We start from the raw sequence: 21,802 nt of genomic DNA on the forward strand, positions 1-21,802 counted from the left end.
CCTTATATAACGCCATGAGGGGTGAAGGGCAAGGCATCTTCGGCAATATTTATCAACAATCAGTTTTCAGGAAATGCCTGAAAACCGGCGGAAACGCCAGTGGCTTATCGCACCTGTCAGCACGAAGACAAGAAAAGGCAGCAGCATCTGAAGGCCTGTTGCCACCCCGAGGGGCTGGCGCCCGGCCCCGGTGGCCAGCGTAACCGCTTCGACGGTGAGGGTCTGGATACGGGCATTGCCGGCAAAAACCGTCGGCAGATAGAGCGCCGCGCTGACCGAAAACCCGATCGCAAACGCCGTCAGCACCGGGGTCAGCAGAAGGGTCAGCTTGACCCGGAAAAACCGCTCAGGCCACGATTTTCCCATGGTTGCGGCCAGAATATCCCATTCCCGGGGATAGGCGCGCCAGGACGGCGCCAGCGTCAGCCAGGCATAGGGAAAAACAAACAGAAGATGCGCCCATATCAAGGCCAGCCGCCGGCCATCCAGACCAAGCCAGAGCAACACGATCTGCAAGCCGAACAGAAACCCGATCTGCGGGATCAGCAGTGGCATGAAAATCAGCTCTTCGGAAATTCCGGCGCGGGCAGATTTCTGCTCAAGCCAGATGATCACCAGCACCACCCCGAGAAAGGCGGAGACAACGCCGATCAGCAATGTTTCCACCAGCGCCGGACCCAGCCCGCCTTCAAGACCGGACCAGTAGCGCAAGGTCAGAAGTGTCGGCAGGGCATCGGGGAAGCGCCATATCCCGGCCACCGACCAGATCAGCGCCGAGAAGAGCCCCATGAGGGCCAGAACAAACGGCAGCAACCCGCCTGCCAGCAAGAGAGCCGCCACCGCCTGATGCATGATCTTTCGGCCGCGGCGAAACCTCACCCCCCGGAAGGATATCCAGCGGCCAAACCTGCCGGCCAGATGTTCAAGCCCCAGCAGAAGACCAAACCCAAAAACCACGAGGACCAGCTGAACCAGCGCGCCGGCAGATGCCAGAAACCTCAGGCCCAGATCCGGGTCCTGATACCAGCGCAGCACCCGCACCGCCAGCGGCGGCGGCGTACCCGGGGCAAGCACCACCGCCATATCCACAACCGACAGCGAGAACACCAGGACAATCAGAACAGGCAGGCGCATCCGCGGCCATAACTGCGGCAGGACAACCATCACCCAGGATGTCATCTGGCCATAGCCAAGACTGCGGGCCGATGTCATGAGCCGGGCAGGATTGATCTGCCCCAGCGCGGCTAGAACCATCAGCACCAGAAAAGGAACTTCCTTGGCCATGAGCCCGAGGATCAGGACAATCCCCGCTTCATCCGGGACCAGCGCAAGATTGGGGGGGCGGGTCCAGCCGGTCAGCCAGGGAGAGATGAGACGGATCAGCCAGCCGCTCGGCTGCAACAGGAAAAGAAGCCCCACCGCCATGGTGACATGGGGCAGGGAAAGAACCGGGGCCAGATACCGCCTGAGCAGGCCAAATCGCGGCGACTGGAATAAAAGTCCCGGCAGTAGCAACGAAATGGCAGCAGAAAGGAAGGTACCCATGAAGCCGGTGAAAAGGGTAAGCCGGACCGAGGCCGAAAACCCCGGCACCTCCATCACCTGAACAAGTGCATCAACACCGGGCCTGACCTGGCCGAGAACCGGAAGCACCCCGAAAGCCGGAAAAACCACCCCGGCCACCCCGGCCATGATAGGGATGAGAAGAGTTGCCATGATCGCCCAGCGCATCATCCTCCGGCCTTTCGTGCTGGTTTAACCTCCACTGGCAAAACGTTTCTGCCATTCCTCCTCGATCAGCGGCACCCAGCTCGGGTGGGGTTCGGCCAGACTCTGCCCCAATTCGGCTTCGGTCAGGGTTGCCAGCCCGCGCGGAAGCGCATCAAAGGCGGCCCGGTCAGCCGCCGATAATCTCGACATGGCCAGCACCGTCGGATCTCCCCAGATGGAACTGTCTGCTTTACGCAACTGGGCTTCGGGGGAGAGCAGAAAATCAGCAACCTTTCTGGCCGCTTCCGGCGCAGAGGCATTGAACGGAATGGCAACAAAATGCACATTGGCGATCGTACCGCCCTCGTGGATGTAGCTGCGCACCGTATCCGGCAGCACACCGGAGGTGATGTTGTTCGAGAACTCCGCCGGATTGAACGCCATGGCGATGCTGATCTCACGATCCCCGAGAAGCTGGACCATGGCGGTGTAATTGGCCGGATAGTGCCGGCCCTGCCGCCAGAGATGCGGCGTCACCTCATCAAGCCATTCCCAGAGCGGCGCCATCACCGCGCCGCTATCAGTCATATCCGCGGGCTTTTGCAGCAATGCCGGTTCAGCTGTAACTTCCAGCAGGATCTGCTTGAGAAAACTGGTGCCGGTGAAATCAGGGGGCTGCGGGAAGGTGAACCGCCCCGGATTCGCCTTGATCCATTGACGAAGCGCGGCCGCCGAGCGCGGCGGGCTGGCCAGTTCCGCTGAATCATACCCAAAGACAAGCTGGGCCCGGCCCCAGGGACTTTCCAGCCCATCGGTGGGGGTGGCGAAATCATTCAGGATTGCGGGCAGGGCCACGGGATCGGTAAACCGGAAAGACGGCAGATCCATCGCCCAGGGTTCTGCCTGAAGAAGGTTGTTACGTTTCATGGAGGCGAAATTCTCACCATTGATCCAGATCAGATCAACCGAGCCACCGCTGTTCCGGCCGGCTGCTTTTTCCGCCAGTATCCGGCCCACCGCTTCGGCGGTATCCGTCAGTTTGACATGCACGAGCGTGATGCCGTGGCGCGCCTTCAGCTCATCCCCGGCCCAGCGAATATAGTCATTTATGGCAGGGGAGCCGCCCCAGGCATTGAAATACACGGTTTCGGCAAGAACAGGCCTGCCGGTGACGCTTGCGATCAAAAGGGCAAGCAGCAGAACTGTCCGGCCAATGGCGGCATGGATCTGACGAGGGATGATGCGCCGATTTCGAAAGAGGAATTTCATGGGTTTTCCTTTCATGCGTTGTTTTTCCATGCCTTTTTTCGCAACAACCGGATGAACATCACCACCTGAAATCTCATTTGGGCAGGCATACTCATGCGTCAGGTTTATGAAGTCTATGCCGAAGCGCGATTCCAGGCCACTTTTTTTCGCGTAGAATTGCGGACATGCAGCCTGTCCTCGTCACCCCAGCAAGGTGGGTTTTTAGATTTATCCTTGCAAGTCTCATCTCCGGCCTGGCAGGTTGCGGGGGCGGGGGAAGCACTGCCCCCGCCCCACCTCCTTCTCTCCATTCGCCATTGCCGTCGAGTCTGGATCAGGGTCAGGCCGCCGAGCTGATGCAGGATATTGAAGGCGAGGGCCCACCGTGGATCAGCCTGATTGAAAGCGACAGCGCGAGGCTTCAGCTGGATGGCGAAGACCCGGCCACCAATGCTGTTCTGGCCAAACTGCCTGTGCCGAGTTTTTCCAGTATGGACCAGATACCCACCCGGTATTCGCGATTTCAGTTCTTTCAGTCCACCATCTCGGAAGGTCAGGATCCGGGCCGATATCTGCTCTGGGGGCGCCGTCCGCGCAACATCCTGACAGGCGAGGCCAGCTATGCGCTTGAAAGCCATTGGACCTGCCTTGGATGCGCCGGGAACGAGACCATTCTGAATGGTGAAGCGGCGGGTGATCTCAGGCTCGATTTTGACGAGCTTGAAGGCGATATCTCGATCAGCGGTGACGGCATGGCGATCACCGCCAGCATCGATCTTGAAAAGAGTTACATGTTCAGGGAGGGTGATACGATCACCCTTGGTTTTGAAGATCAGCTGATCACGCTGGATCAGGCACGAATTACCGGCAGCGTCTTCGGCCCGGGAGGGGAAGAAGCAGGTCTTCTCTATGGCCTGACCGGAGGCACGATTACCGTAACCGGGGCTGCGATCGGTGCAAGGTAAATCAGAAGCCGGTTATTGGCGAAGCGCAGGCAGGCCTACGCCGGTCGCCTCAAACCCGCCATCGGCCGCAAGCGTCTGCCCGGTGATATAGCTTGCCTTGTCCGACGAAAGAAAGACGATGGCCGCGGCAATCTCATCCTCGCTGCCATAACGGTTGAGCGGGATCGCATCATGGTAGGCGTCGATAATATCCTGGGTATGGACCGCCATGGCAAGCTTGGTCCGGACAGGCCCGGGCGCAACACAATTGGCACGAATACCGTATTCCCCGAGCTCGGCGGCCTGCTGAAGCGTCAACTGGATGACCGCCGCCTTCGATGTACCATAGGCGACCCGGAGCGTGGATGCCCGGAGCCCGGAGATAGAGGCAATATTGACGATGCTGCCCCGGCTTTCCTTGAGCGCAGGGATCAGCGCCTGAGAACAGAGAAAAACCCCGTCGAGATTGGTTGCCATCACCCGCCGCCAGCGGGCAAAATCCATCTCCTCGATGGGGCCGAAATCGGCAACACCGGCATTGTTCACCAGCGCGCTGATGCCGCCGCCCCATGCAAGGACCGCCGCCGCCATCGCGGCGACGTCATCTTCCCGGGATACGTCGGCAACAAATGCTTTGGCACCGGTCAATCCCCCGGCTGCGGCCATGAGCTCCTCTTCGTCCCGATCCACCATGGCGACGCGCCATCCAGCATCCAGAAACTGCCTGGTGGTGGCAAGGCCGATGCCCCGGGCGGCACCGGTGATAACGGCAACAGGTCTAGTCGTGCTGGTCATGATAATCTCATTCCTGTAGTGGCTGGTGACGATGCTGGCGGGATCGAATAGGTCAGGCTGGCATGGGCAAAGGGACGTGCGCGCGCCGCATCATCAGGGCTGCATATCTCCACATCCCCCACCACCAGACTTCGCCCGAGTTTGAGGATACGGGCATGGGCACGGAGCGGCCCGGGATCAGGCTTGCGCATGAAATTGATATTCGCACCCGTGGTGACGGTCAGCGCTTCGGGCCCGATCCGGGACAGGATCAGGAGATAGAAGGCCACATCGGCAAGGGTGAAAAGTGTAGGCCCGGAGACGGTGTTGCCTGGCCTGAGATGCCTTGCGGCGGTGAGCATATCCACCGAAATACCATCTTCATCAAGGCGATGGATACGAATATCCGGGGCGACTTGCGGAAACTCACGTTGAAGAAACGCCCCAAGGTCATCGATGGTCATTGCCAGCATGTTCAAATCTTCCCTTTCGGGCATCAATCATTTCACGCCCATGCCTGCTGTCAATGGATTTTGCGCCAGCATGACCTGAGGTAAAAGAGGTGAAGGGATGGTTGTCTCATGCTAGGGTGGATGCACCCCTGCTATTTTTGAGGTATGAGATGAAACTGACGCTCCACCATATCAACCTTTCGACCACAAATGTCGAGGAGATGGACGAGTTCTATCGTGACATTCTCGGGCTTGAGCGGGAAACCGAAGGGCTGCCGGTCCTTGAAAAGAAGAAAGGCTATGCCGGTGACGTTGCCTTCGTGACCGATGGCCAGATCCAGATGCATCTGGCGGCGCGTGATATCGACGCCGGATTCAGGACAGGGCAGATCGTCAACCCGGTTGCCCGGGGACATATTGCTTACCGTACCGATGATCTCACCGCCTTCAAGGCGCATCTTGAAGCCAGAGGCATTCCCTATTCCGACTGGGGTGACCGTGCCGTTGCCGGCTGGCATCAGATCTTTTTCTATGATCCGGACGGCAATGTCATCGAAGTTCACCAGATCACCGATGACGCCCCGGAACACATCGCCTAATCCCCTTTATTTTCATCGAGAAGGCTGCTGAGATAGGCCCCGCCCTCCCGGGTGCTGGCCCCTCGCCTGATAATGTCGAGAAGAAGTGATGCCATCCGGCCCGCATCCCCGTTCTGGCGGAGCAGGGTTTCGATATAACCAAGATCCTTGATCGTATTATCAAGGCTGAAGACATAGCCGTCGTGGCGGCCGGCAATCGCCGCCGGGGCGATACGGTCCAGACTCATCGAATGGCCGGACCCCTGGCAGGCAAGACGGTAGAACTTCTCCCAATCAACGCCATGATCACGGGCCGCCCGCATGGCTTCCATCACCAGCGTAGCCGTCCCGAGAGAAAGAAAATTGCTGATCAGTTTGGTGGTGGCGCCGAGCCCGACCGGACCCATATGTTCGATCGCCGAACAGCAGGGCTCGAGGACCGAACGCGCACGCGCGGCCGCCTCATCGCTCGCCCCGAGGATAGCGCCAAGGCTTCCCGCTTCAGCCTGGGCAACACCGCCCGTGAGCGGCGCTTCGGCATAGAGAACGCCTTTTTCCGCGGCCATGCGTTCAAGAGCGATCACCGCCTCAGGATGGCTCGTGGTGCAGTCGATGATAAGCTGGCCGGGGCTAAGTGAGGGTCGAATCCGGCCAAGAATTTCGCCCGCAACCCCGGCGTTGGGCAGGCAGAAGATCACCACATCCGAAACCGCTGCAAGACGCGCGGGATCAGGCGCCTCGACTGCACCAAGGGAGATGAGCGCATCGATGGGCGCGCGGTTGCGATGGGCGGTAATATGGACCTCGCGGCCCGCATCCAGCAGACGCGCCACCATGCCCTGACCCATCAGCCCGGCGCCGAGAAAGCCGATGATCTCCCTCTTTTCTGACAAACTCACAGCGCCCAGCCCCCGTCAACGATCTGGAAGGTTCCGGTGGTGAAACGCGACTCATCCGATGCCAGATGTATCACGATGCCCGTGACTTCATCCGGTGTGGCAAACCGGCCGATCGGCTGGCGGGCAAGAAATTCGGCCTTGGCTTTTTCAAGATCGCCCTGGGCCTGCATTCTTTCTTCTAGGGACGGGGTGAGAATGGTCCCGGGGCAAAGCGCGTTGCACCTGATCCCGCGATCGACAAAATCCCGGGCAACGGCTTTGGTCATGCCCATGATCGCGGCTTTGGTTGACCCATAAAGACAGCGATACGGCGCCCCCTTGATGGTCGAGGCCACCGAAGCCATGTTGATGATCGATCCTTCCCCGGCATCCAGCATCATCGGCAGATAGGCCTTGATCAGCCGGAACATGGACTGGACATTGAGGGTGAAGGCCATGGTGAAATCATCATCGTCGGTGTCGAGAATCGTGCCGTGATGCACATGGCCCGCGCAGTTGAAAAGCGTGGTGATAGAGCCTGTTTTCTCCGGCGCCGCCCGGATCGCCGCCGCATCGGTCACATCGAGCTCAAAGGTTTCGATGGACGGGTTTTCGGCGGTGAGATCAGCCAGCAGACTTTTGTTGATATCGGTTGCAAAGACCCGTGCCCCTTCTCTTGCCATGGCCAGCGCCACGGCCCTGCCTTGCCCCTGCCCGGCCGCTGTAATGAGCGCGGTCTTTCCTTCTAATCTGCCCATGATCACTCTCCTCAATCCTGATTACCCGTTGGCGCTGTGCCGAAACACGGGTCTTATCGTGCCCCCAGTTGCGCTGCGGTGCAATACCGTCTCTTGCCCATATGCGCGGCCAGGTTGGACAGGATGGCCCCATGCATGATAAGAGCAGGGAAACCCGCTGTTCCATTCTTTGAAGGAAAGTTGAAATCGTGTCGCTTCATGTCATTCTTCCCGCCAAGGAGCAGTTCACCGAGCGCCGCGCCGGGGCCGTTGCGCGGGTTGCCCATGACGGCCTTCTCGGCAGCAGCTTTCAGCATGAGGCCATCGTCTTCGGCCAGCCCTTGCGCGATGAGCCGCTCTCCGAGCTTGCCTATAAAGGCATCAGCACCTGGCACCGGTTTCTCCATGGCCGGAATATCGGCCTTGGCAGGGGGTATCTTGCCTGGCTGAAAACATTGCCCAAGGATGAGCGCCCCGCCCTGATCGAAGTGCACGGCCGCTGCGCGCTTGCCGGCATGATTGCTGAAGCCGTGCCGGATATTCCGGTGGTGCTTGTCCTACACAACGACCCGCGCGAGATGAAAGGCGCGCGCAGCCTTGAGGAACGCCTCCGCCTTGCCCGGCTTCTGGCAGGGGTGTTCGCTGTTTCCGACTACCTTATCCGGTGCTTTCAGGATGGATTCACCGCGGAGCAGATCAGCACCACGTCCTTTCACCTGACGGCGTTTGGCGCGGACCGACCCTGTTCCTCCCCCCCGCCGAAAACAAAAACTATCCTGATCGTGGGGCGGATGGTGCCGGAAAAGGGCATACTCGAAACCGCCGAGGCCGCTGCCGCTATCCTGCCTGATTATCCGGACTGGCAACTCGTGATGATCGGGGCTCGACGTGGTGATCACCGTACCCCATCCGCTTACGAGAAAGAGGTTCAGCACCGGCTGGCCCCTCTGGGTGCGCAGGCTTCTTTTCTGGGGTTTCTGCCCTATCATGATGTTCAAGAGTATCAGGCGGCGGCCGAAATCATCCTTGTGCCGTCGCAATGGGAAGAGCCGGCGGGGCGGGTCGTGATCGAAGCCCTGATGTTTGGCGCCGCGCTGATTGCCAGCCGCCGCGGCGGCATTCCCGAATACGCCGAAGGCAGATCCTTGCTGATCGATGAGCCGACCGCCGAAAACCTCGCCCGGGCGATCCGGTCCCTTCTTGATCATCCAGATGAGCGCCAAAAACTCCAGCGTGCCGCCTGGAAAGACTATCCCTTCACTCATGCCGCCATGATCGCGGCGATGGACCATGCCCGCCATGCGGTGCTGGCACAGACCAGAGGCTGATTTATTCCTCGATTTACTGCTCTTTTTCGGCATTTTGCGCTTCCGTGAACCCATCCATGCCTGTAGTCTTGGATCGGTGAATTCAGTGGTTTGATCCGGGGTGCCTTCATGACTGACGCAAGCTTGCTTGAGGAAATACGAAACGGCGTTGCCGCGCTATGCCAGGATTTTCCCGGAACCTACTGGCAGGAACGTGATGCGGCGAGGGAATATCCTGAGGCATTTGTCGATGCGCTGACGCGATCGGGGTATCTGGCGGCGCTCATCCCCGAAGAATATGGCGGCACGGGCCTGAGCCTGACCGCAGGGGCGGTCATTCTTGAAGAAATTCACCGCCAGGGGTGCAATGCCGCCGCCTGCCACGCCCAGATGTATACGATGGGGACGGTCCTGCGCCATGGCAATGATGCGCAGAAACAATCCTATCTGCCGCGGATCGCCGATGGCTCGCTCAGGCTTCAGGCTTTCGGCGTCACCGAACCGACCAGCGGTACCGATACCCTCTCCTTGCGCACCACCGCCAAAAAAGATGGCGACAGCTATATCGTCAACGGGCAGAAAATATGGACATCACGCGCCGAGTATTCGGACCTGATGCTGCTTCTGGCCCGCACCACCCCCCGCGACCAGGTGGCCAAGCGCACCGACGGGCTTTCGGTCTTTCTTCTTGAGATGAAAGATCTCATCGGCAACGGCATGACCATCCGCCCGATCCGGACCATGATCAACCATTCGACCACCGAAGTCTTCTTCGACAATATGCGTATCCCGGCAAGCTCGCTGATCGGCGAGGAAGGCAAGGGCTTTCGCTATATCCTTTCCGGCATGAACGCCGAACGCATCCTGATTGCGGCGGAATGCATTGGCGATGCCAAATGGTTCATCGACAAGGCAACACGTTACGCCGGTGACCGCGCCGTCTTCGGCAACCCGATCGGCAAGAATCAGGGGATTCAGTTTCCCATCGCCAAAGCCTATGCCCATATGCTGGCCGCCGAAGCCATCGTCTATCGTGCCGCCGCCACCTATGATGCGGGCAGCGACCCCGGGGGTGAGGCGAATATCGCCAAGATGCTGGCCGCCGATGCCTCATGGGAGGCGGCGGAAGCCTGCCTGCAGACCCATGGCGGGTTCGGTTTTGCCGAAGAATATGACGTGGAACGCAAATTCCGCGAAACACGTCTTTATCAGGTGGCGCCGATCTCAACCAACCTGATCCTGTCCTATATTGCCGAACACATGCTCGGCCTGCCGAAATCGTATTGATCCGACCATGACCACCTCATCTTTCCTTGACAGTATCATCGCCTTGAGCGAAACACCGGCTGAAGACCTGCCATCCTCCATGCTGAACATGGCACGGGATGCGCTGTTCGACTGGGCCGCCGTTGCCCGTGCCGGCCGGGATGAGCAGGTCAGCATCATCCTGCGCAACATGGCCGAACGCGAGGAAAGCGCGGGGCAATCTTCTCTTTTCGGCTCAACCCGCCGAACGGCACCTCGGGCGGCGGCGCTGGCCAATGGCGCTACCAGTCATGCCCTTGATTATGATGATACGCATTTTGCCTATGTCGGTCATCCTTCAGTCGCGATCTACCCTGCCGTGCTGGCGCTGGCCGAAGACATGGATGTCGATATCGCTTCCATGATCGATGCCTATGCCATCGGCATTGAAACTGCCTGCCGGATCGGTGCCCGCCTTGGCCGGGCACATTACAACAAGGGGTTTCACCAGACCGCCACCGCCGGCGCCTTCGGGGCGACGCTTGCATCGGCACGCCTGCTCGGGCTTGATACCGGCCAGCGACGTCAGGCCATCGGCCTTGCCGCAACCCGTGCCTCCGGGCTCAAATCGCAGTTCGGCACCATGGGCAAGCCCTATAACGCCGGGCTTGCCGCATCGAACGGCGTGGAAGCAGCCTTGCTTGCCCAGGCCGGAATGACGTCCGCCGATGACGGGCTTATGGGCCATCAGGGGTTTTTTGCCACCCATCTTGAGGCAGATGACCTGCCCGCCGACACCTCGTGGGAGGAGAGCGGGTATCTGGCCCTTGGCCTCATGCATAAATACCATGCCTGCTGCCACGGCACCCATGCGATGATCGATGCGCTCACCGCCCTGCGGCAGGATCATGGCCTCGCCGCCGCGGATGTCGATAAGGTCACGCTGCGCACCAACCCGCGCTGGATGAGCGTCTGCAATATCCCCGCCCCACGCACCGGGCTTGAAGTCAAGTTCAGCTATGTATGGCTGGCCGCGATGGTTCTTGAAAATCGGGATACGGCCGCGCTGACAAGTTACGCCGACAGCACCGCCCGGGATGCGGATCTTGCCCGCGGCGCTGACCGGGTTACGGTTCTGGCCGATGAGGCGATCAGCGATACCGCTGCCCATGTGACGGTCACGCTCGATAACGGGATGTCGGTGGTGGCCGAGGCCGATATCGCCGCCCCCATCACCGAAGAGGAACGGGCCGAACGGCTCAAGGCCAAGGCATGTGCCATCGACAACGATGAAGTGGTGGCCAAGATCTGGCAGGCCGTCTCCAGGCCGGCGGATACCTCGGCCCGGGCTTTCGGCAATACCCTTGCCGCAAGATAAACCCCGTCAAGGCAGACGTGCCCGGGTCAGCCGGGGGCAAATTCTTTGCGTATCGCTTCGCTGTGCTGGCCCAGATCCGGAACAACTCCTGACGCGGCGAGATGCCCATTGATCACCGCGCCCGCGGCGATCATTTCCATTTGGCCGGATGAGGTTCGCGTTGTCACGATCCGTGTTTCCGGATGGGTGAGAAGATCTTCCACCGTGTTGAGACGGCCATAAGCTATGCCAGCCGCGCCCAGTATCTCCGCCATTTCATCCCGGGTGTTGCGGCTGAAGACCCCATGCATGATGGCATCGAGATGAGCGCGGTTGGCGACCCGCTTGATATTCGTTTCAAACCTCGGATCGGTTGCGATGTCAGCATCGCCCAGCACCTCGGCGGTCAGGCGCTTCCATTCCCGATCATTCTGGATCGACAGCAGGATCATGCCGCCATCACGGCAGGGATAAACGCCGTAAGGTGCAATGGTAGGATGATGAAGCCCCGGGCGGCCGATGGTCTTGCCGCCATAGCGATGCTGAAGATAGGGAACATTCATCCAGTCCGACAGTGCATGGAAGAGCGATACGTCGATATGACGGCCTTCTCCAGTTTTCAGGCGGGCGTAAAGTGCCTGAAGTATCGCCTGAAAGGAGGTCATGCCCGCGGCAATATCACAGATCGATACCCCGACACGTCCCGGTTCAGCCGGGCTGCCCGTGATCGCCGCCAGGCCGCATTCCGCCTGTATCAGGAGATCATAGGCTTTCATCTGGCTATAGGCACCACCATTGCCATAGCCGCTGATCGAACAGGTGATAAGGGACGGCTGATCTGCCCGCAGCTTTTCCATCGAAAAGCCGAGCCGATCCATGGCGCCGGGCATCAGGTTCTGGATGAAAACATCAGCCTCGGCGATCATCGCCTTGAGGATGGCCTGATCTTCCGGCGTCTTGAGATCAAGGCAGACCGATTCCTTGCCCCGGTTCAGCCAGACAAAATATGAGCTCATCCCCATCGCGTCGGCATCATAAAGGCGGGCAAAATCACCTTCCGGACGTTCCACCTTGATCACCCGTGCCCCGCCTTCGGCCAGTTTGCCTGATGCATAGGGCGCGGCCACCGCTTGCTCCACCGATACCACCAAAAGATCATCAAAATCATGCGCCGCTGATCCGCCCATGGCTTACCCTCCTCCTGAACATGCTGAATTGAGCCTAGACCATTCCCCGTCATGGCGGAAGAGGTGGTTTCAGCCTTTCTTTAAAGCCTCTCCCCAACGGCCGAGCGTGTATTGACGTGCCGCCTCAAGATCGATCGGGCGGGACGGGATATCTTCCTTTTCGGACAGAGAAGGCCACCCCAGCGACGCAAGGCATCCCGGGGCAGGGGCTGCTTTTGGATCATCCAGCAGTTCAGCCGGGGCGACATCCCTCCGGCAGGTGATCCAGCGGCCCTTTTCGATCTGGCCATAGAGACGGGCGGTATCGTGGGTCACCCAGTCAATATACGGGATGGTATTGATGCATTGATGAAGAAAATCATGACGTGATCCGCTGGCTGGCTTCAGCACATCATCCGGCCCGGTCGCATCGACATTGACCTCGCGAAACCGGTCAATCCGGTCCAGCGCCAGAGGGTCGAGGATGGTCATCCGGTCATTGACGCCATAGGCTATTGTCCGCGGCAGCTGGCCCAGCGGAACATCGTTGTCCAGAAATTCGAAATGGATCGTTTTGTCCTTGATGGCGGTCCATGAGAAGAAAATCTCCGGGATGCCCTTGAACGCCTCGATATTGTGATAGAGGAGATCATCGACGGCCTTGTATCGCTGGGTTGAAAGCCCGCGCTGCCAGGCCCGCTCCACGGTCTGCACCGGTGAGGTGATGACAAAGAAAAGAAAGACCGTGTCACCGAAACGGCTGAGCAGCGTGCTCTGGTAATCCCCTTCACTGTCGATGAGAAAACTGTCAAACCGGAAACGATCCAGCAGCAGATGCGGCATGGCCTTCCGTTCGGCCTTTTCGGCCATATAGTCATCGAGTTTCTTGTCGATGATCGCAAGTTCCTCGCCCGTGAGCATGGCCGCGTATTTGTAATCGTCTCCGAGGCTGTCGTAATCAAGAAGGTATTTGCGCCAGTAATCCGGGCTGACAAGGGCGAAATCCGACCACGGAACCCCGAGGCTTTCGGCCAGCCGCCGCTGGGCTGGCCGGATCGTGCTTTTCCCTGCCGCCGATGCGCCTTTCGTGTTCATGACGATCAGTTTGTCCTGAATTGGCAGAAGCCGGTATCCTGCCGCGGCAACCGCCGCGGTAAACCCCGGAGCGATGAGCCGGCGTATCTCCCGCTGGCCATGTTTGTTGATGAAATACCGCAAGACCAGATCGGTCAGCAGATCACGGGCCGCAACAAGCCTGCCATGCTGGGTGATAATGCCCTCGGTGATGCGCAGAAGTGCTTCATGAATTCCCCCATCCTCACTTGCGTTTTTATCCGCCGCGGCTTCCTTCCAGCGGGTGAGCGCGTGCTCTTCGCTCAATCGGGCGGGCTCCCCCCGATCACTTCGGTCAACCTCACGGGTGCGGGAAAACGGCCACCACCCCTTCTTTCCGCTACGTTCCGCCGGATTATCCGACCTTTCCACCTGATAGAGATCCGCATCAAGGATGGCGGCGATGCGTTGGTGTATCCTGCCTCGGTAGATTTCGAACTGGCGCTCAAGCTCCGGCAGGTGCGCACGAAGGTGATCCTCTTCAAGACAGCGGACCATGGACCGCAGGGAAAGACCGAGATATTCATAATCCGGCCCGTCCGGAACCGAAAGATCTGCCGTCACCCGGACAAGCAGTTCATGAATCAGCAGACGTGATGTTTTCAAGGAAGCAAGCTCGAAGGGTTTCAGCCCGCAGAAATCTGCCGCTTCCTTCACCGCGGCATATCCCTCATGCGCGTTTTCTGGCCGGAAGAGCGTGATCGCAGGCCGAAGCCGGGCCGGAATCACCGAGGATATCCCGGGATCCCAGGCGTGATGCACGGTATTGTTTGGACTGCCGGTGCTACCCATCGCCGACCCTTTCCAGTGTTCGCTCATTCCGGTATGCGCCATGCCAGACTGGGGCCAGCCTGAGTCCAACATGGCGTAATCCGGTTCAGGCTGAGCGGGCCTTGATCTTGTCCCAGATCACCTTGGCCAGCGGCAGCAGTATCAGGATGATTGCGATCACCGTAATCGGCCCGGCAATCGGCCGGGTGAAGAAGATGGTTATATCCCCATCCGAAAACAGCAGTGACTGCCGCAGTTTCGGCTCGGCAATCGGCCCGAGCACGATCGCCAGCACCGCCGGCGCCACCGGATAGTCGAGTATCCGGAGGAAAAATGCCCCGACGCCGACAAAGACCATCAGCCAGACATCGAACATATCCATATAGGCCGCATAGGTCCCGACCAGCGAGAGAACAAAAATCAACGGCGCCAGAATGGTAAATGGCATCCGGAGCATCCACAGGAAGATCGGAATGAAGGCAAGATTCACCACCACGGCAACAACATTCGATATGTAGAATGACCCGATCAGCGGCCAGACAAAATCAGGCTGGTTGGTAAACAGCAAGGGCCCGGGCTGCAGGCCCCAGATCACCATCCCCGCCAGCAGGACCGCTGTTGTGGGTGAACCCGGTATACCGAGCGTCATCATCGGCAGCATGGCGCCGGTTGAGGCGGAATTATTGGCAGCTTCAGGTGCCGCCACCCCGTCAATCGCGCCCTTGCCGTATTGCTTGGGATCCTTGGAGGTAAGTTTTGCCACCCCATAGGCCATCAGCGAGCCAGGCGTCGCCCCGGCGGCCGGCAATATGCCGACAAAGAAGCCCAGAAGCGAGCCGATCACCGTGCCGCGCCAGGCTTCCCGGAAGCGCAGGACCGCGTCTTTCAAACTTTCCAGCGTCACGTCCACTTTCGACATGGAGGTGCCGCCGCGGGAGGTGTTGATCGTCCATAGCATCTCCCCGATCCCGTATACGCCGATGGCAAGAACAAGGAAGCGGATACCATGGGAGAAACCCTGAATATCAAAGAAAATGAGGCGCGGCTCACCTGAGACGATATCAAACCCGACCGTGGCCAGAACAAGCCCGAAACAGATCGAGAAAATCGTCTTGGGGATATCGTCTCCGCCCAGTCCGACAAAAGTGGCAAAGGCAAGAAGCATGAGCGCGAAGACTTCCGGATCACCAAAGGAAAGGGCAACTCCGGCGAGGATCGGCGCAAAGGCCGTGAACATGATATTGGAGACTGTCCCGCCGACAAACGACGCCAGCGCCGCGGCCACAAGCGCGATATGTGCCTTGCCGGCAATGGCGAGCGGCCGGCCGTCAAAGGTAGTTGCCACCGCGGTCGATGCCCCGGGAATGCCGAGGGTGATCGATGAGATGGCACCACCATACATGGCGCCATAATAGATGGCCGCAAGGAAGATCATCGGTGATGTCGCGCCGCCCGTGAAGCTCTGGATCACAAAGGTAAAGGGCAGCAGAATAGCCACGCCGTTCACCGATCCAAGCCCGGGCATCGCCCCGACAAAAAGACCAACCACAACCCCGATGACCGCGAGCCCCAGATTAATCGGCTCAAGCGCGATCAGAATACCGTTGAACAGTGCCAGAATAATATCCATGATTGCCCCCCTAGCAGAGCCTGTTTTCTAGAGAAAAATATCGTAAAGCGGGATGAACAACGGCTCGAGATACCCTTTGGGAAGCACGATGCGCATCGCGATATCGAAAAAGAAGAAACTGAATACGACAAACCCGGCGGCGATAATCAGTGATGTCGACCACCGGTGATCACCAAGAAACCGCATGTAATACACCATGAAGATCAGTATCGCGCCATAGAATCCGGCAAGATGAATGAAGATCAGGAAAGCAAGCAGGCCAAGGCCGACCGTCAGCAGCATCTTCTTGCCATAATTGTCGAGAAAAGGTTCATCGGACTGCGATGGTGGCGACGTACGGCGGAACCAGTTCACCCCTATCCAGATACAGCAGATCAGCATGATACCCGAAAGCCAGAACGGCCAGAATCCGCTTCCCGTTCCTTCGCCTTCAACAAATCCGATATTGGAAAAACGGGGGATATCCGGATTCCACGATGGCGGCTCCCCGCTTTTCCACATCAGATACAGGGAGAAGATTCCCAGGATGAAAGCTGTGACTATTTCAGCTAAACGCATGATTAAATCCTCTCCCTATATGTTTTATATCCGTTCCGGTTACTTGATTGCTCCGGACGCTTTCAGAATTGAGCGATGGCGCTCACGCTGGGTATTCCAGTAGGACTTCAGTTCACCACCATGCATGAAATCACCCATCAGCGACTTGCTGGTCTTGTATTTCTGCCAGTCAGCGCTGTTATAGACCTTGGTGAAAAGATCGGTGTAATAGGCCAGCGCTTCATCGGACATGCCAGGTGCACCAACAACCGCCCGCTGCATGAAATAGCTGAAGTCACCACCCTTTTCCTTGAGGGTCGGGACTTCCGGGAACATCGGCAGACGCTCATCGGTAAAGGCAACCAGCGGCACCATGTCACCGGACTCATAGAAGCCGAGGGCTTCGGATGGGTTGTTCACCGATGAATTCAGCTGCTTGCCAGCAACCTGCTTGGCTACCTCGCCGCCGCCCTTGTAGGGGATGTATTTCATGGTGAGGCCATACTCGTTGTTAAGATAATCGGTGATGATATTGTCTTCCGAATTCTTGCCGGTACCGCCCATGACCCAGTTAGAGCCATCAGCCTTCGCCTGCTTGAGGTAATCCTCAAACGTCTTCAGGCCGCTGTCCTTGTGGACCCAGAGCAGGAAGGTATCTTCCGCCATCCGGCCAACCGGGGCAAATTCCATGATGTCAATTTCAAGCCCTGGCTGACGAAGTGGTGTCGTGAAGAAGGAGTTCAGCGTCACCATGATCGTGTGATCAGGGTCAGAGGCACTTTTCGCGGCGATCAGCGCTTCGGCACCGGAACCGCCGGACTTGTTGGTCGGGACAAGTGGACGCCCGGCCAGATTTTCCTTTTCCACAATCGACTGCATCAGACGGGCCATTTTATCGGCACCCCCACCTTTACCAGCCATGATGATGAAATCCACAGGCTTGGTTGGCTCCCATGCCTGGGCGGCACCGATAAAGGATGCGGTGGCAAAAGCAACGCCAGCCAGACCCATGGTTAGTTTCTTCATATAAGACATTTTTTCCTCCTCGAAAGATTGTCTGCGGAATTCCCGCTTGTTGCGCCATTCTTAGGTGATGGCTTTCTATCCGGCCTCCCCACATGAGTTGACCAGATAATTTCCAGATGCCGACGATGCCGGCTTCTTAGAACCTTTCCATAGTGTCGCTGAAATATGTGGATTATTCCACCTCAGATTCTTTCCAACACCAGATAATTTCGCCCTGAAAGACGCAACGCCTGCCACCGTAGCGAGGCAGGTGTTGCATGCATAAGAAAATCGTGAAAATGAGAAAAATGTAAATCTTTTACACTTCGCGATTTCCGAGCCGATCTCCCCCGAGCCCATCACCTTGAGGCGCGCGCATTGAGCCCCTGGAAGGCTTCTTGTCTTGCCTGTTTGATGATGGGACAGGGGGAACATTCAGGTTTTCTCCTAGAACAGGCCTTCGATGAGGCCATCGTCGTTGATACGGATGGTTTCGGCCGAAGGCACGCGTGGCAGGCCGGGCATGGTCATGATCTCACCGCAGATGACCACGACAAAGCCGGCACCGGCGGAAAGCCGCACTTCACGCACCGGCAGGCTGTGCCCAGTCGGGGCCCCGCGCCAGTTCGGGTCGGTGGTGAAACTGTACTGGGTTTTCGCCATGCATACCGGCAGGTGACCATAGCCCTGGTCCTCCCATTGTTTCAGCTGCTCGCGGATCTTCTGATCGGCAACAATCTCATCGGCCCGGTAGATCTCCTTGGCGATGGTTTCGATCTTCTCAAAGAGCGGCATTTCATCGGGATAGAGCGGCGCGTATTTCGAGGGCGTGCTGTCGATCAGCTCAACCACCTTGGTGGCCAGCTCTTCGGTCCCTTCACTGCCCAGCGCCCAGTGTTTGGCCAGTACCGCTTCCCCGCCCTTGGCGGCGACATAATCCTTCATCGCCTGGATCTCGGCATCGGTATCGGTCACAAAATGGTTGATCGCCACGATGAAGGGCAGGCCGAACTTGCCGATATTCTCCATATGGCGGCCAAGATTGGCGCAGCCAGCCACCACCGCATCGACATTCTCCGTGCCCAGATCTGCCTTGGCCACCCCGCCATTCATCTTCATGGCGCGAACCGTTGCAACGATCACCACCGCATCCGGCTTCAGCCCGGCTTTACGGCATTTGATATCAAGGAACTTCTCCGCCCCGAGATCGGCACCAAACCCGGCTTCCGTCACCACGTAATCAGCGAGTTTCAGCGCTGTTGTCGTCGCCACGACCGAGTTGCACCCATGGGCGATATTGGCAAATGGCCCGCCATGCACAAAGGCCGGATTGTTTTCCAGCGTCTGCACCAGATTAGGCTGCATGGCCTGCTGCAGCAGCACCGTCATCGCCCCATCGGCCTTGATATCCCGGCAATAGACCGGGCTGCGGTCACGGCGATACGCAACGATGATGTCACCAAGACGCTTTTCGAGATCCGCAAGATCGGTTGCCAGACACAGGATCGCCATCACTTCCGAGGCAACGGTGATGTCAAAACCGGCTTCACGCGGAAATCCGTTGGCTACCCCGCCGAGATTGCACACGATCTGACGCAGCGCGCGATCGTTCATATCAAGCACCCGGCGGAACGCAACACGCCGGATATCAATCTCCTGCTCATTGCCCCAGTAGATGTGATTGTCCAGCATCGCCGCCAGCAGGTTATGCGCCGAGGTAATAGCGTGAAAATCTCCCGTGAAATGAAGGTTCATCTCCTCCATCGGGACCACCTGGGCATAGCCGCCACCGGCCGCCCCACCCTTCATCCCGAAGCATGGACCAAGCGAGGCTTCACGGATGCAGACCGCCGCCTTCTTGCCGATCCGGTTGAGCCCGTCGCCAAGACCGACGGTCGTGGTCGTCTTGCCCTCACCTGCCGGGGTCGGGTTGATCGCCGTCACCAGTATAAGACGTCCATCTTCCTTGCCCGAAAGACCCGCAATGAAGCTCTCCGACACCTTTGCCTTGTCATGACCAAAGGGCAGCAGATCCTCATACGGGATATCAAGCTTTGCTCCAATTTCACCAATCGGAAGCTTTTTGGCTTCGCGTGCTATCTCAATGTCCGTTTTATACGTCATTTGCTTATCCTAATTTCTTTCCTGTGGTTAGACCTGCAGCCCTAGCCCATTCGCCTGCTGCCTGTTTGCCGCCGCCCGCCGGGCGAACTCGTTTGATGAGGATACGGCCACCATTTCCCTGCACGACCACGCCCTCATCGGTAATGTCCACCACCTCACCAGGGGTGCCATCGCCGTCGAGGCGAGCGCTGTCGTAGATCTTGATTTCATCCTCCCCCATCATTGTCCAGGCACCCGGGGCCGGGTTGGCTGCACGAATGATGTTATAGGTCTCTTGCACCGGCCTTGACCAGTCAATTTTTGCGGCATCCTTGTTAAACCAGCCTTCATAGCTGCCATCACCGAGACGCTGGTCGTGCTTGATGATGACGCCAGCCTTGACCATGTTAAGACCCTCCATCATGGCATCGACACCCATGGGGAAAAGTTTGTTGAAATAGACATCGCCCAGAGTCTCATCGGGGCCGATCGGGCAGGTTTTCTGGAGCATGATCGGGCCTTCATCGAGGCCGTCATCCGGCCAGAAGATCGTCAGCCCGGTATGTTTCTTGCCCATGGCGATCGGCCAGTTGATCGAGGACGGACCGCGATGCTGCGGGCACAGCGACGGGTGATACTGAAAGGTGCCATAGGTTGGCGCATCGCGCACCGCTTCAGGCACGAAGAGCAGCACATAGGCCATCAGACAGATATCCGCCTTGAAGGACTGCATGAGTTCAAGAGCTTCGGGCGTTTTCCAGGAACTCGGCTGATGGAGGGGAAGCCCCTTTTCACGGGCAAGTTCAGCCAGCGGATCTTCGGGCTTGCCTTCCTTGGTGGGCGCACAGCAGACCGCCACCACATCTTCACCGCGTTCCAGCAGCCTTTCCAGCACCGCTTTACCAAAGGCCTGCTGGCCATGGAGGACAATTCGCATCCCTGATCTCCCTCTCCTGTTGCGATCTATTCGGCGACCGCCTTGACTTCACCCACGGCACCCGAGGCAACAACACCTTCCAGCTCATCGCCTGCATAGCCGAGGACATCGGTCAGAATTTCCATTGTATGCTCACCAAGCAAGGGTGATCGCACAACCTCAACCGGGCTTTCCGACAATTTGATCGGGCAGCCCACCGAAATGTATTCTCCACGCTCCGGATGATCGACCCGGACAAGAGTGCCAGTGGCATAGAGCCCTTCGTCTTCCGAGATTTCCTTCATCGACAGGATCGGGCCCACCGGAATATCGAGAGGATTACACACATCCATGATCTCGAACTTGGTCTTGGTCATGGTCCATTGCTCGATCCGTTCAAAGATTTCGTTCAACTTGTCCAGACGCTCAGGCGGCGTTGCGTAACCTTCCCGGGTTTTCCAGTCCGGCTCACCAATGACATCGCAGACCTTTTCCCAGACCGCGGCCTGCACGATGAAATAGGTATAGGCGTTGGGATCGGTCTCCCAGCCCTTGCATTTCAGGATCCGGCCAGGCTGGCCGCCACCGGAATCGTTACCCGCACGCGGGGTTGCCTCACCAAAGGGAATACCCTCACCAAACTGGGAGTATTCCTTGAGCGGGCCGGCGGCGAGGCGCTGCTGGTCCCGCAACTTGACGCGGGCAAGGTTGAGCACCGCGTCCTGCATGGCGGCGGTCACGCGCTGGCCGCGGCCGGATTTCTCGCGCTGAAAGAGCGCGGTCACAATCCCGAGGCAGAGGTGAAGCCCGGTGCCGGAATCCCCGATCTGCGCCCCGGTCACCAGTGGCGGGCCGTCAAGAAACCCGGTAGTCGACGCCGAGCCGCCCGCGCATTGAGCCACGTTTTCATAAACCTTGCAGTCTTCATATTTGCCCGGACCAAACCCCTTGATGGACGCAAGGATGATGCGCGGGTTGATCTCCTGGATGCGCTCCCATGAAAATCCCATCCGGTCGAGTGCGCCGGGAGCAAAATTTTCCACCAGCACATCGCAGGTTTCAATAAGCCGGGTCAGGACCTGCTTGCCGGTTTCGTTCTTGGAATTCAGCTCGATCGATCTCTTGTTGTGATTGAGCATGGTGAAATAGAGACTGTCCGCCCCCGGTACGTCAACAAGCTGTTTGCGGGTGGCATCGCCAACCCCCGGGCGTTCCACCTTGATCACATCCGCGCCAAACCAGGCCAGCAACTGGGTGCAGGTCGGCCCGGACTGAACATGGGTAAAATCGAGTACTTTGATACCTTCGAGAGCTTTCATCATCCTGTCCTG

At 58.5% G+C, this 21,802-nt stretch carries 19 protein-coding genes; 5 read left to right on the forward strand and 14 right to left on the reverse strand.

Features of this window, described 5'->3' with window-relative positions:
* Nucleotides 1–66 precede the first annotated feature (66 nt).
* Nucleotides 67–1,734, reverse strand: coding sequence for an ABC transporter permease (locus tag AB8880_11100; GenBank protein XDZ65453.1), 1,668 nt, complete (start codon nucleotides 1,732–1,734; stop codon nucleotides 67–69).
* Nucleotides 1,735–1,755: 21 nt separating this feature from the next.
* On the reverse strand, nucleotides 1,756–2,994 hold the full coding sequence (locus tag AB8880_11105; protein ID XDZ65454.1) for an ABC transporter substrate-binding protein: 1,239 nt from the start codon (nucleotides 2,992–2,994) through the stop codon (nucleotides 1,756–1,758).
* A gap of 149 nt (nucleotides 2,995–3,143) precedes the next feature.
* On the opposite strand from AB8880_11105, the gene AB8880_11110 reads away from it, so the two are divergent.
* Complete coding sequence (locus AB8880_11110; GenBank protein ID XDZ65455.1) at nucleotides 3,144–3,923, forward strand: hypothetical protein; 780 nt, start codon at nucleotides 3,144–3,146, stop codon at nucleotides 3,921–3,923.
* 12 nt (nucleotides 3,924–3,935) lie between these two features.
* Here the strand turns inward: AB8880_11110 and AB8880_11115 are convergent, their stop codons facing one another.
* Both AB8880_11115 and AB8880_11120 read right to left on the reverse strand, forming a co-directional pair.
* Nucleotides 3,936–4,697, reverse strand: coding sequence for an SDR family NAD(P)-dependent oxidoreductase (locus AB8880_11115; GenBank protein XDZ65456.1), 762 nt, complete (start codon nucleotides 4,695–4,697; stop codon nucleotides 3,936–3,938).
* Nucleotides 4,694–5,173: a PaaI family thioesterase gene (locus AB8880_11120; GenBank protein ID XDZ65457.1), complete on the reverse strand. Its 480-nt coding sequence runs from the start codon at nucleotides 5,171–5,173 to the stop codon at nucleotides 4,694–4,696. The genes AB8880_11115 and AB8880_11120 overlap by 4 nt, the downstream gene beginning before the upstream one ends.
* Before the next feature lie 125 nt (nucleotides 5,174–5,298).
* Here AB8880_11120 and AB8880_11125 point away from each other — a divergent pair, with 125 nt between their 5' ends.
* Nucleotides 5,299–5,727 (forward strand): VOC family protein, encoded by a 429-nt coding sequence (locus AB8880_11125; protein ID XDZ65458.1) that lies wholly within the window; start codon nucleotides 5,299–5,301, stop codon nucleotides 5,725–5,727.
* On the opposite strand, the gene AB8880_11130 is transcribed toward AB8880_11125, so the two are convergent.
* Both AB8880_11130 and AB8880_11135 read right to left on the reverse strand, forming a co-directional pair.
* The gene (locus AB8880_11130) at nucleotides 5,724–6,605 is read right to left on the reverse strand and encodes an NAD(P)-dependent oxidoreductase (GenBank protein ID XDZ65459.1); all 882 of its coding nucleotides are present in this window, start codon (nucleotides 6,603–6,605) and stop codon (nucleotides 5,724–5,726) included. The genes AB8880_11125 and AB8880_11130 overlap by 4 nt on opposite strands.
* Complete coding sequence (locus AB8880_11135) at nucleotides 6,602–7,342, reverse strand: SDR family oxidoreductase (protein ID XDZ65460.1); 741 nt, start codon at nucleotides 7,340–7,342, stop codon at nucleotides 6,602–6,604. Before AB8880_11135 ends, AB8880_11130 begins: the two co-directional genes overlap by 4 nt.
* Nucleotides 7,343–7,530: 188 nt before the next feature.
* Between AB8880_11135 and AB8880_11140 the strand changes: the two genes are divergently transcribed.
* The 3 genes from AB8880_11140 (at nucleotide 7,531) to AB8880_11150 (ending at nucleotide 11,251) form a co-directional block, all read left to right on the forward strand.
* Nucleotides 7,531–8,649 (forward strand): glycosyltransferase family 4 protein, encoded by a 1,119-nt coding sequence (locus AB8880_11140; GenBank protein XDZ65461.1) that lies wholly within the window; start codon nucleotides 7,531–7,533, stop codon nucleotides 8,647–8,649.
* A 108-nt stretch (nucleotides 8,650–8,757) separates the two neighbouring features.
* Entirely contained in the window at nucleotides 8,758–9,915 is a 1,158-nt protein-coding gene (locus tag AB8880_11145; protein ID XDZ65462.1) for an acyl-CoA dehydrogenase family protein, read from the forward strand.
* Nucleotides 9,916–9,922: 7 nt separating this feature from the next.
* Nucleotides 9,923–11,251 (forward strand): MmgE/PrpD family protein, encoded by a 1,329-nt coding sequence (locus tag AB8880_11150; GenBank protein XDZ65463.1) that lies wholly within the window; start codon nucleotides 9,923–9,925, stop codon nucleotides 11,249–11,251.
* Between the two features lie 26 nt (nucleotides 11,252–11,277).
* Here AB8880_11150 and AB8880_11155 read toward each other — a convergent pair whose 3' ends face one another.
* The 8 genes from AB8880_11155 to frc form a co-directional block, all read right to left on the reverse strand.
* A complete protein-coding gene (locus AB8880_11155) occupies nucleotides 11,278–12,417 on the reverse strand; it encodes a CaiB/BaiF CoA transferase family protein (protein ID XDZ65464.1) in 1,140 nt (379 codons plus the stop codon).
* 69 nt (nucleotides 12,418–12,486) lie between these two features.
* Complete coding sequence (locus AB8880_11160) at nucleotides 12,487–14,373, reverse strand: hypothetical protein (GenBank protein XDZ65465.1); 1,887 nt, start codon at nucleotides 14,371–14,373, stop codon at nucleotides 12,487–12,489.
* Nucleotides 14,374–14,386: 13 nt separating this feature from the next.
* Nucleotides 14,387–15,910: a tripartite tricarboxylate transporter permease gene (locus tag AB8880_11165; GenBank protein ID XDZ65466.1), complete on the reverse strand. Its 1,524-nt coding sequence runs from the start codon at nucleotides 15,908–15,910 to the stop codon at nucleotides 14,387–14,389.
* 27 nt (nucleotides 15,911–15,937) lie between these two features.
* Nucleotides 15,938–16,468 carry a tripartite tricarboxylate transporter TctB family protein gene (locus tag AB8880_11170; GenBank protein XDZ65467.1) on the reverse strand — a complete coding sequence of 177 codons (531 nt, stop codon included), beginning with the start codon at nucleotides 16,466–16,468 and terminating at the stop codon, nucleotides 15,938–15,940.
* 39 nt (nucleotides 16,469–16,507) lie between these two features.
* Complete coding sequence (locus tag AB8880_11175; protein XDZ65468.1) at nucleotides 16,508–17,482, reverse strand: Bug family tripartite tricarboxylate transporter substrate binding protein; 975 nt, start codon at nucleotides 17,480–17,482, stop codon at nucleotides 16,508–16,510.
* A gap of 417 nt (nucleotides 17,483–17,899) precedes the next feature.
* On the reverse strand, nucleotides 17,900–19,576 hold the full coding sequence (locus AB8880_11180; GenBank protein ID XDZ65469.1) for a formate--tetrahydrofolate ligase: 1,677 nt from the start codon (nucleotides 19,574–19,576) through the stop codon (nucleotides 17,900–17,902).
* Nucleotides 19,577–19,580: 4 nt separating this feature from the next.
* Complete coding sequence (locus AB8880_11185) at nucleotides 19,581–20,492, reverse strand: methionyl-tRNA formyltransferase (GenBank protein ID XDZ65470.1); 912 nt, start codon at nucleotides 20,490–20,492, stop codon at nucleotides 19,581–19,583.
* A 26-nt stretch (nucleotides 20,493–20,518) separates the two neighbouring features.
* Nucleotides 20,519–21,793 carry a formyl-CoA transferase gene (gene frc / locus AB8880_11190; protein ID XDZ65471.1) on the reverse strand — a complete coding sequence of 425 codons (1,275 nt, stop codon included), beginning with the start codon at nucleotides 21,791–21,793 and terminating at the stop codon, nucleotides 20,519–20,521.
* Between the last annotated feature and the right edge of the window lie 9 nt (nucleotides 21,794–21,802).

This window comes from Alphaproteobacteria bacterium LSUCC0684 (assembly GCA_041228335.1).
Lineage (GTDB): Bacteria > Pseudomonadota > Alphaproteobacteria > Puniceispirillales > UBA1172.

What these genes read in the sequence shown, in the direction of transcription:
- AB8880_11100 (XDZ65453.1), bottom strand. Translation starts at nt 1,734, where the DNA reads ATGATGCGCTGGGCGATCATGGCAACTCTTCTCATCCCTATCATGGCC.
- AB8880_11105 (XDZ65454.1), bottom strand. Translation starts at nt 2,994, where the DNA reads ATGAAAGGAAAACCCATGAAATTCCTCTTTCGAAATCGGCGCATCATC.
- AB8880_11110 (XDZ65455.1), top strand. Translation starts at nt 3,144, where the DNA reads ATGCAGCCTGTCCTCGTCACCCCAGCAAGGTGGGTTTTTAGATTTATC.
- AB8880_11115 (XDZ65456.1), bottom strand. Translation starts at nt 4,697, where the DNA reads ATGACCAGCACGACTAGACCTGTTGCCGTTATCACCGGTGCCGCCCGG.
- AB8880_11120 (XDZ65457.1), bottom strand. Translation starts at nt 5,173, where the DNA reads ATGCCCGAAAGGGAAGATTTGAACATGCTGGCAATGACCATCGATGAC.
- AB8880_11125 (XDZ65458.1), top strand. Translation starts at nt 5,299, where the DNA reads ATGAAACTGACGCTCCACCATATCAACCTTTCGACCACAAATGTCGAG.
- AB8880_11135 (XDZ65460.1), bottom strand. Translation starts at nt 7,342, where the DNA reads ATGGGCAGATTAGAAGGAAAGACCGCGCTCATTACAGCGGCCGGGCAG.
- AB8880_11145 (XDZ65462.1), top strand. Translation starts at nt 8,758, where the DNA reads ATGACTGACGCAAGCTTGCTTGAGGAAATACGAAACGGCGTTGCCGCG.
- AB8880_11150 (XDZ65463.1), top strand. Translation starts at nt 9,923, where the DNA reads ATGACCACCTCATCTTTCCTTGACAGTATCATCGCCTTGAGCGAAACA.
- AB8880_11155 (XDZ65464.1), bottom strand. Translation starts at nt 12,417, where the DNA reads ATGGGCGGATCAGCGGCGCATGATTTTGATGATCTTTTGGTGGTATCG.
- AB8880_11160 (XDZ65465.1), bottom strand. Translation starts at nt 14,373, where the DNA reads ATGTTGGACTCAGGCTGGCCCCAGTCTGGCATGGCGCATACCGGAATG.
- AB8880_11165 (XDZ65466.1), bottom strand. Translation starts at nt 15,910, where the DNA reads ATGGATATTATTCTGGCACTGTTCAACGGTATTCTGATCGCGCTTGAG.
- AB8880_11170 (XDZ65467.1), bottom strand. Translation starts at nt 16,468, where the DNA reads ATGCGTTTAGCTGAAATAGTCACAGCTTTCATCCTGGGAATCTTCTCC.
- AB8880_11175 (XDZ65468.1), bottom strand. Translation starts at nt 17,482, where the DNA reads ATGTCTTATATGAAGAAACTAACCATGGGTCTGGCTGGCGTTGCTTTT.
- AB8880_11180 (XDZ65469.1), bottom strand. Translation starts at nt 19,576, where the DNA reads ATGACGTATAAAACGGACATTGAGATAGCACGCGAAGCCAAAAAGCTT.
- AB8880_11185 (XDZ65470.1), bottom strand. Translation starts at nt 20,492, where the DNA reads ATGCGAATTGTCCTCCATGGCCAGCAGGCCTTTGGTAAAGCGGTGCTG.
- frc (XDZ65471.1), bottom strand. Translation starts at nt 21,793, where the DNA reads ATGATGAAAGCTCTCGAAGGTATCAAAGTACTCGATTTTACCCATGTT.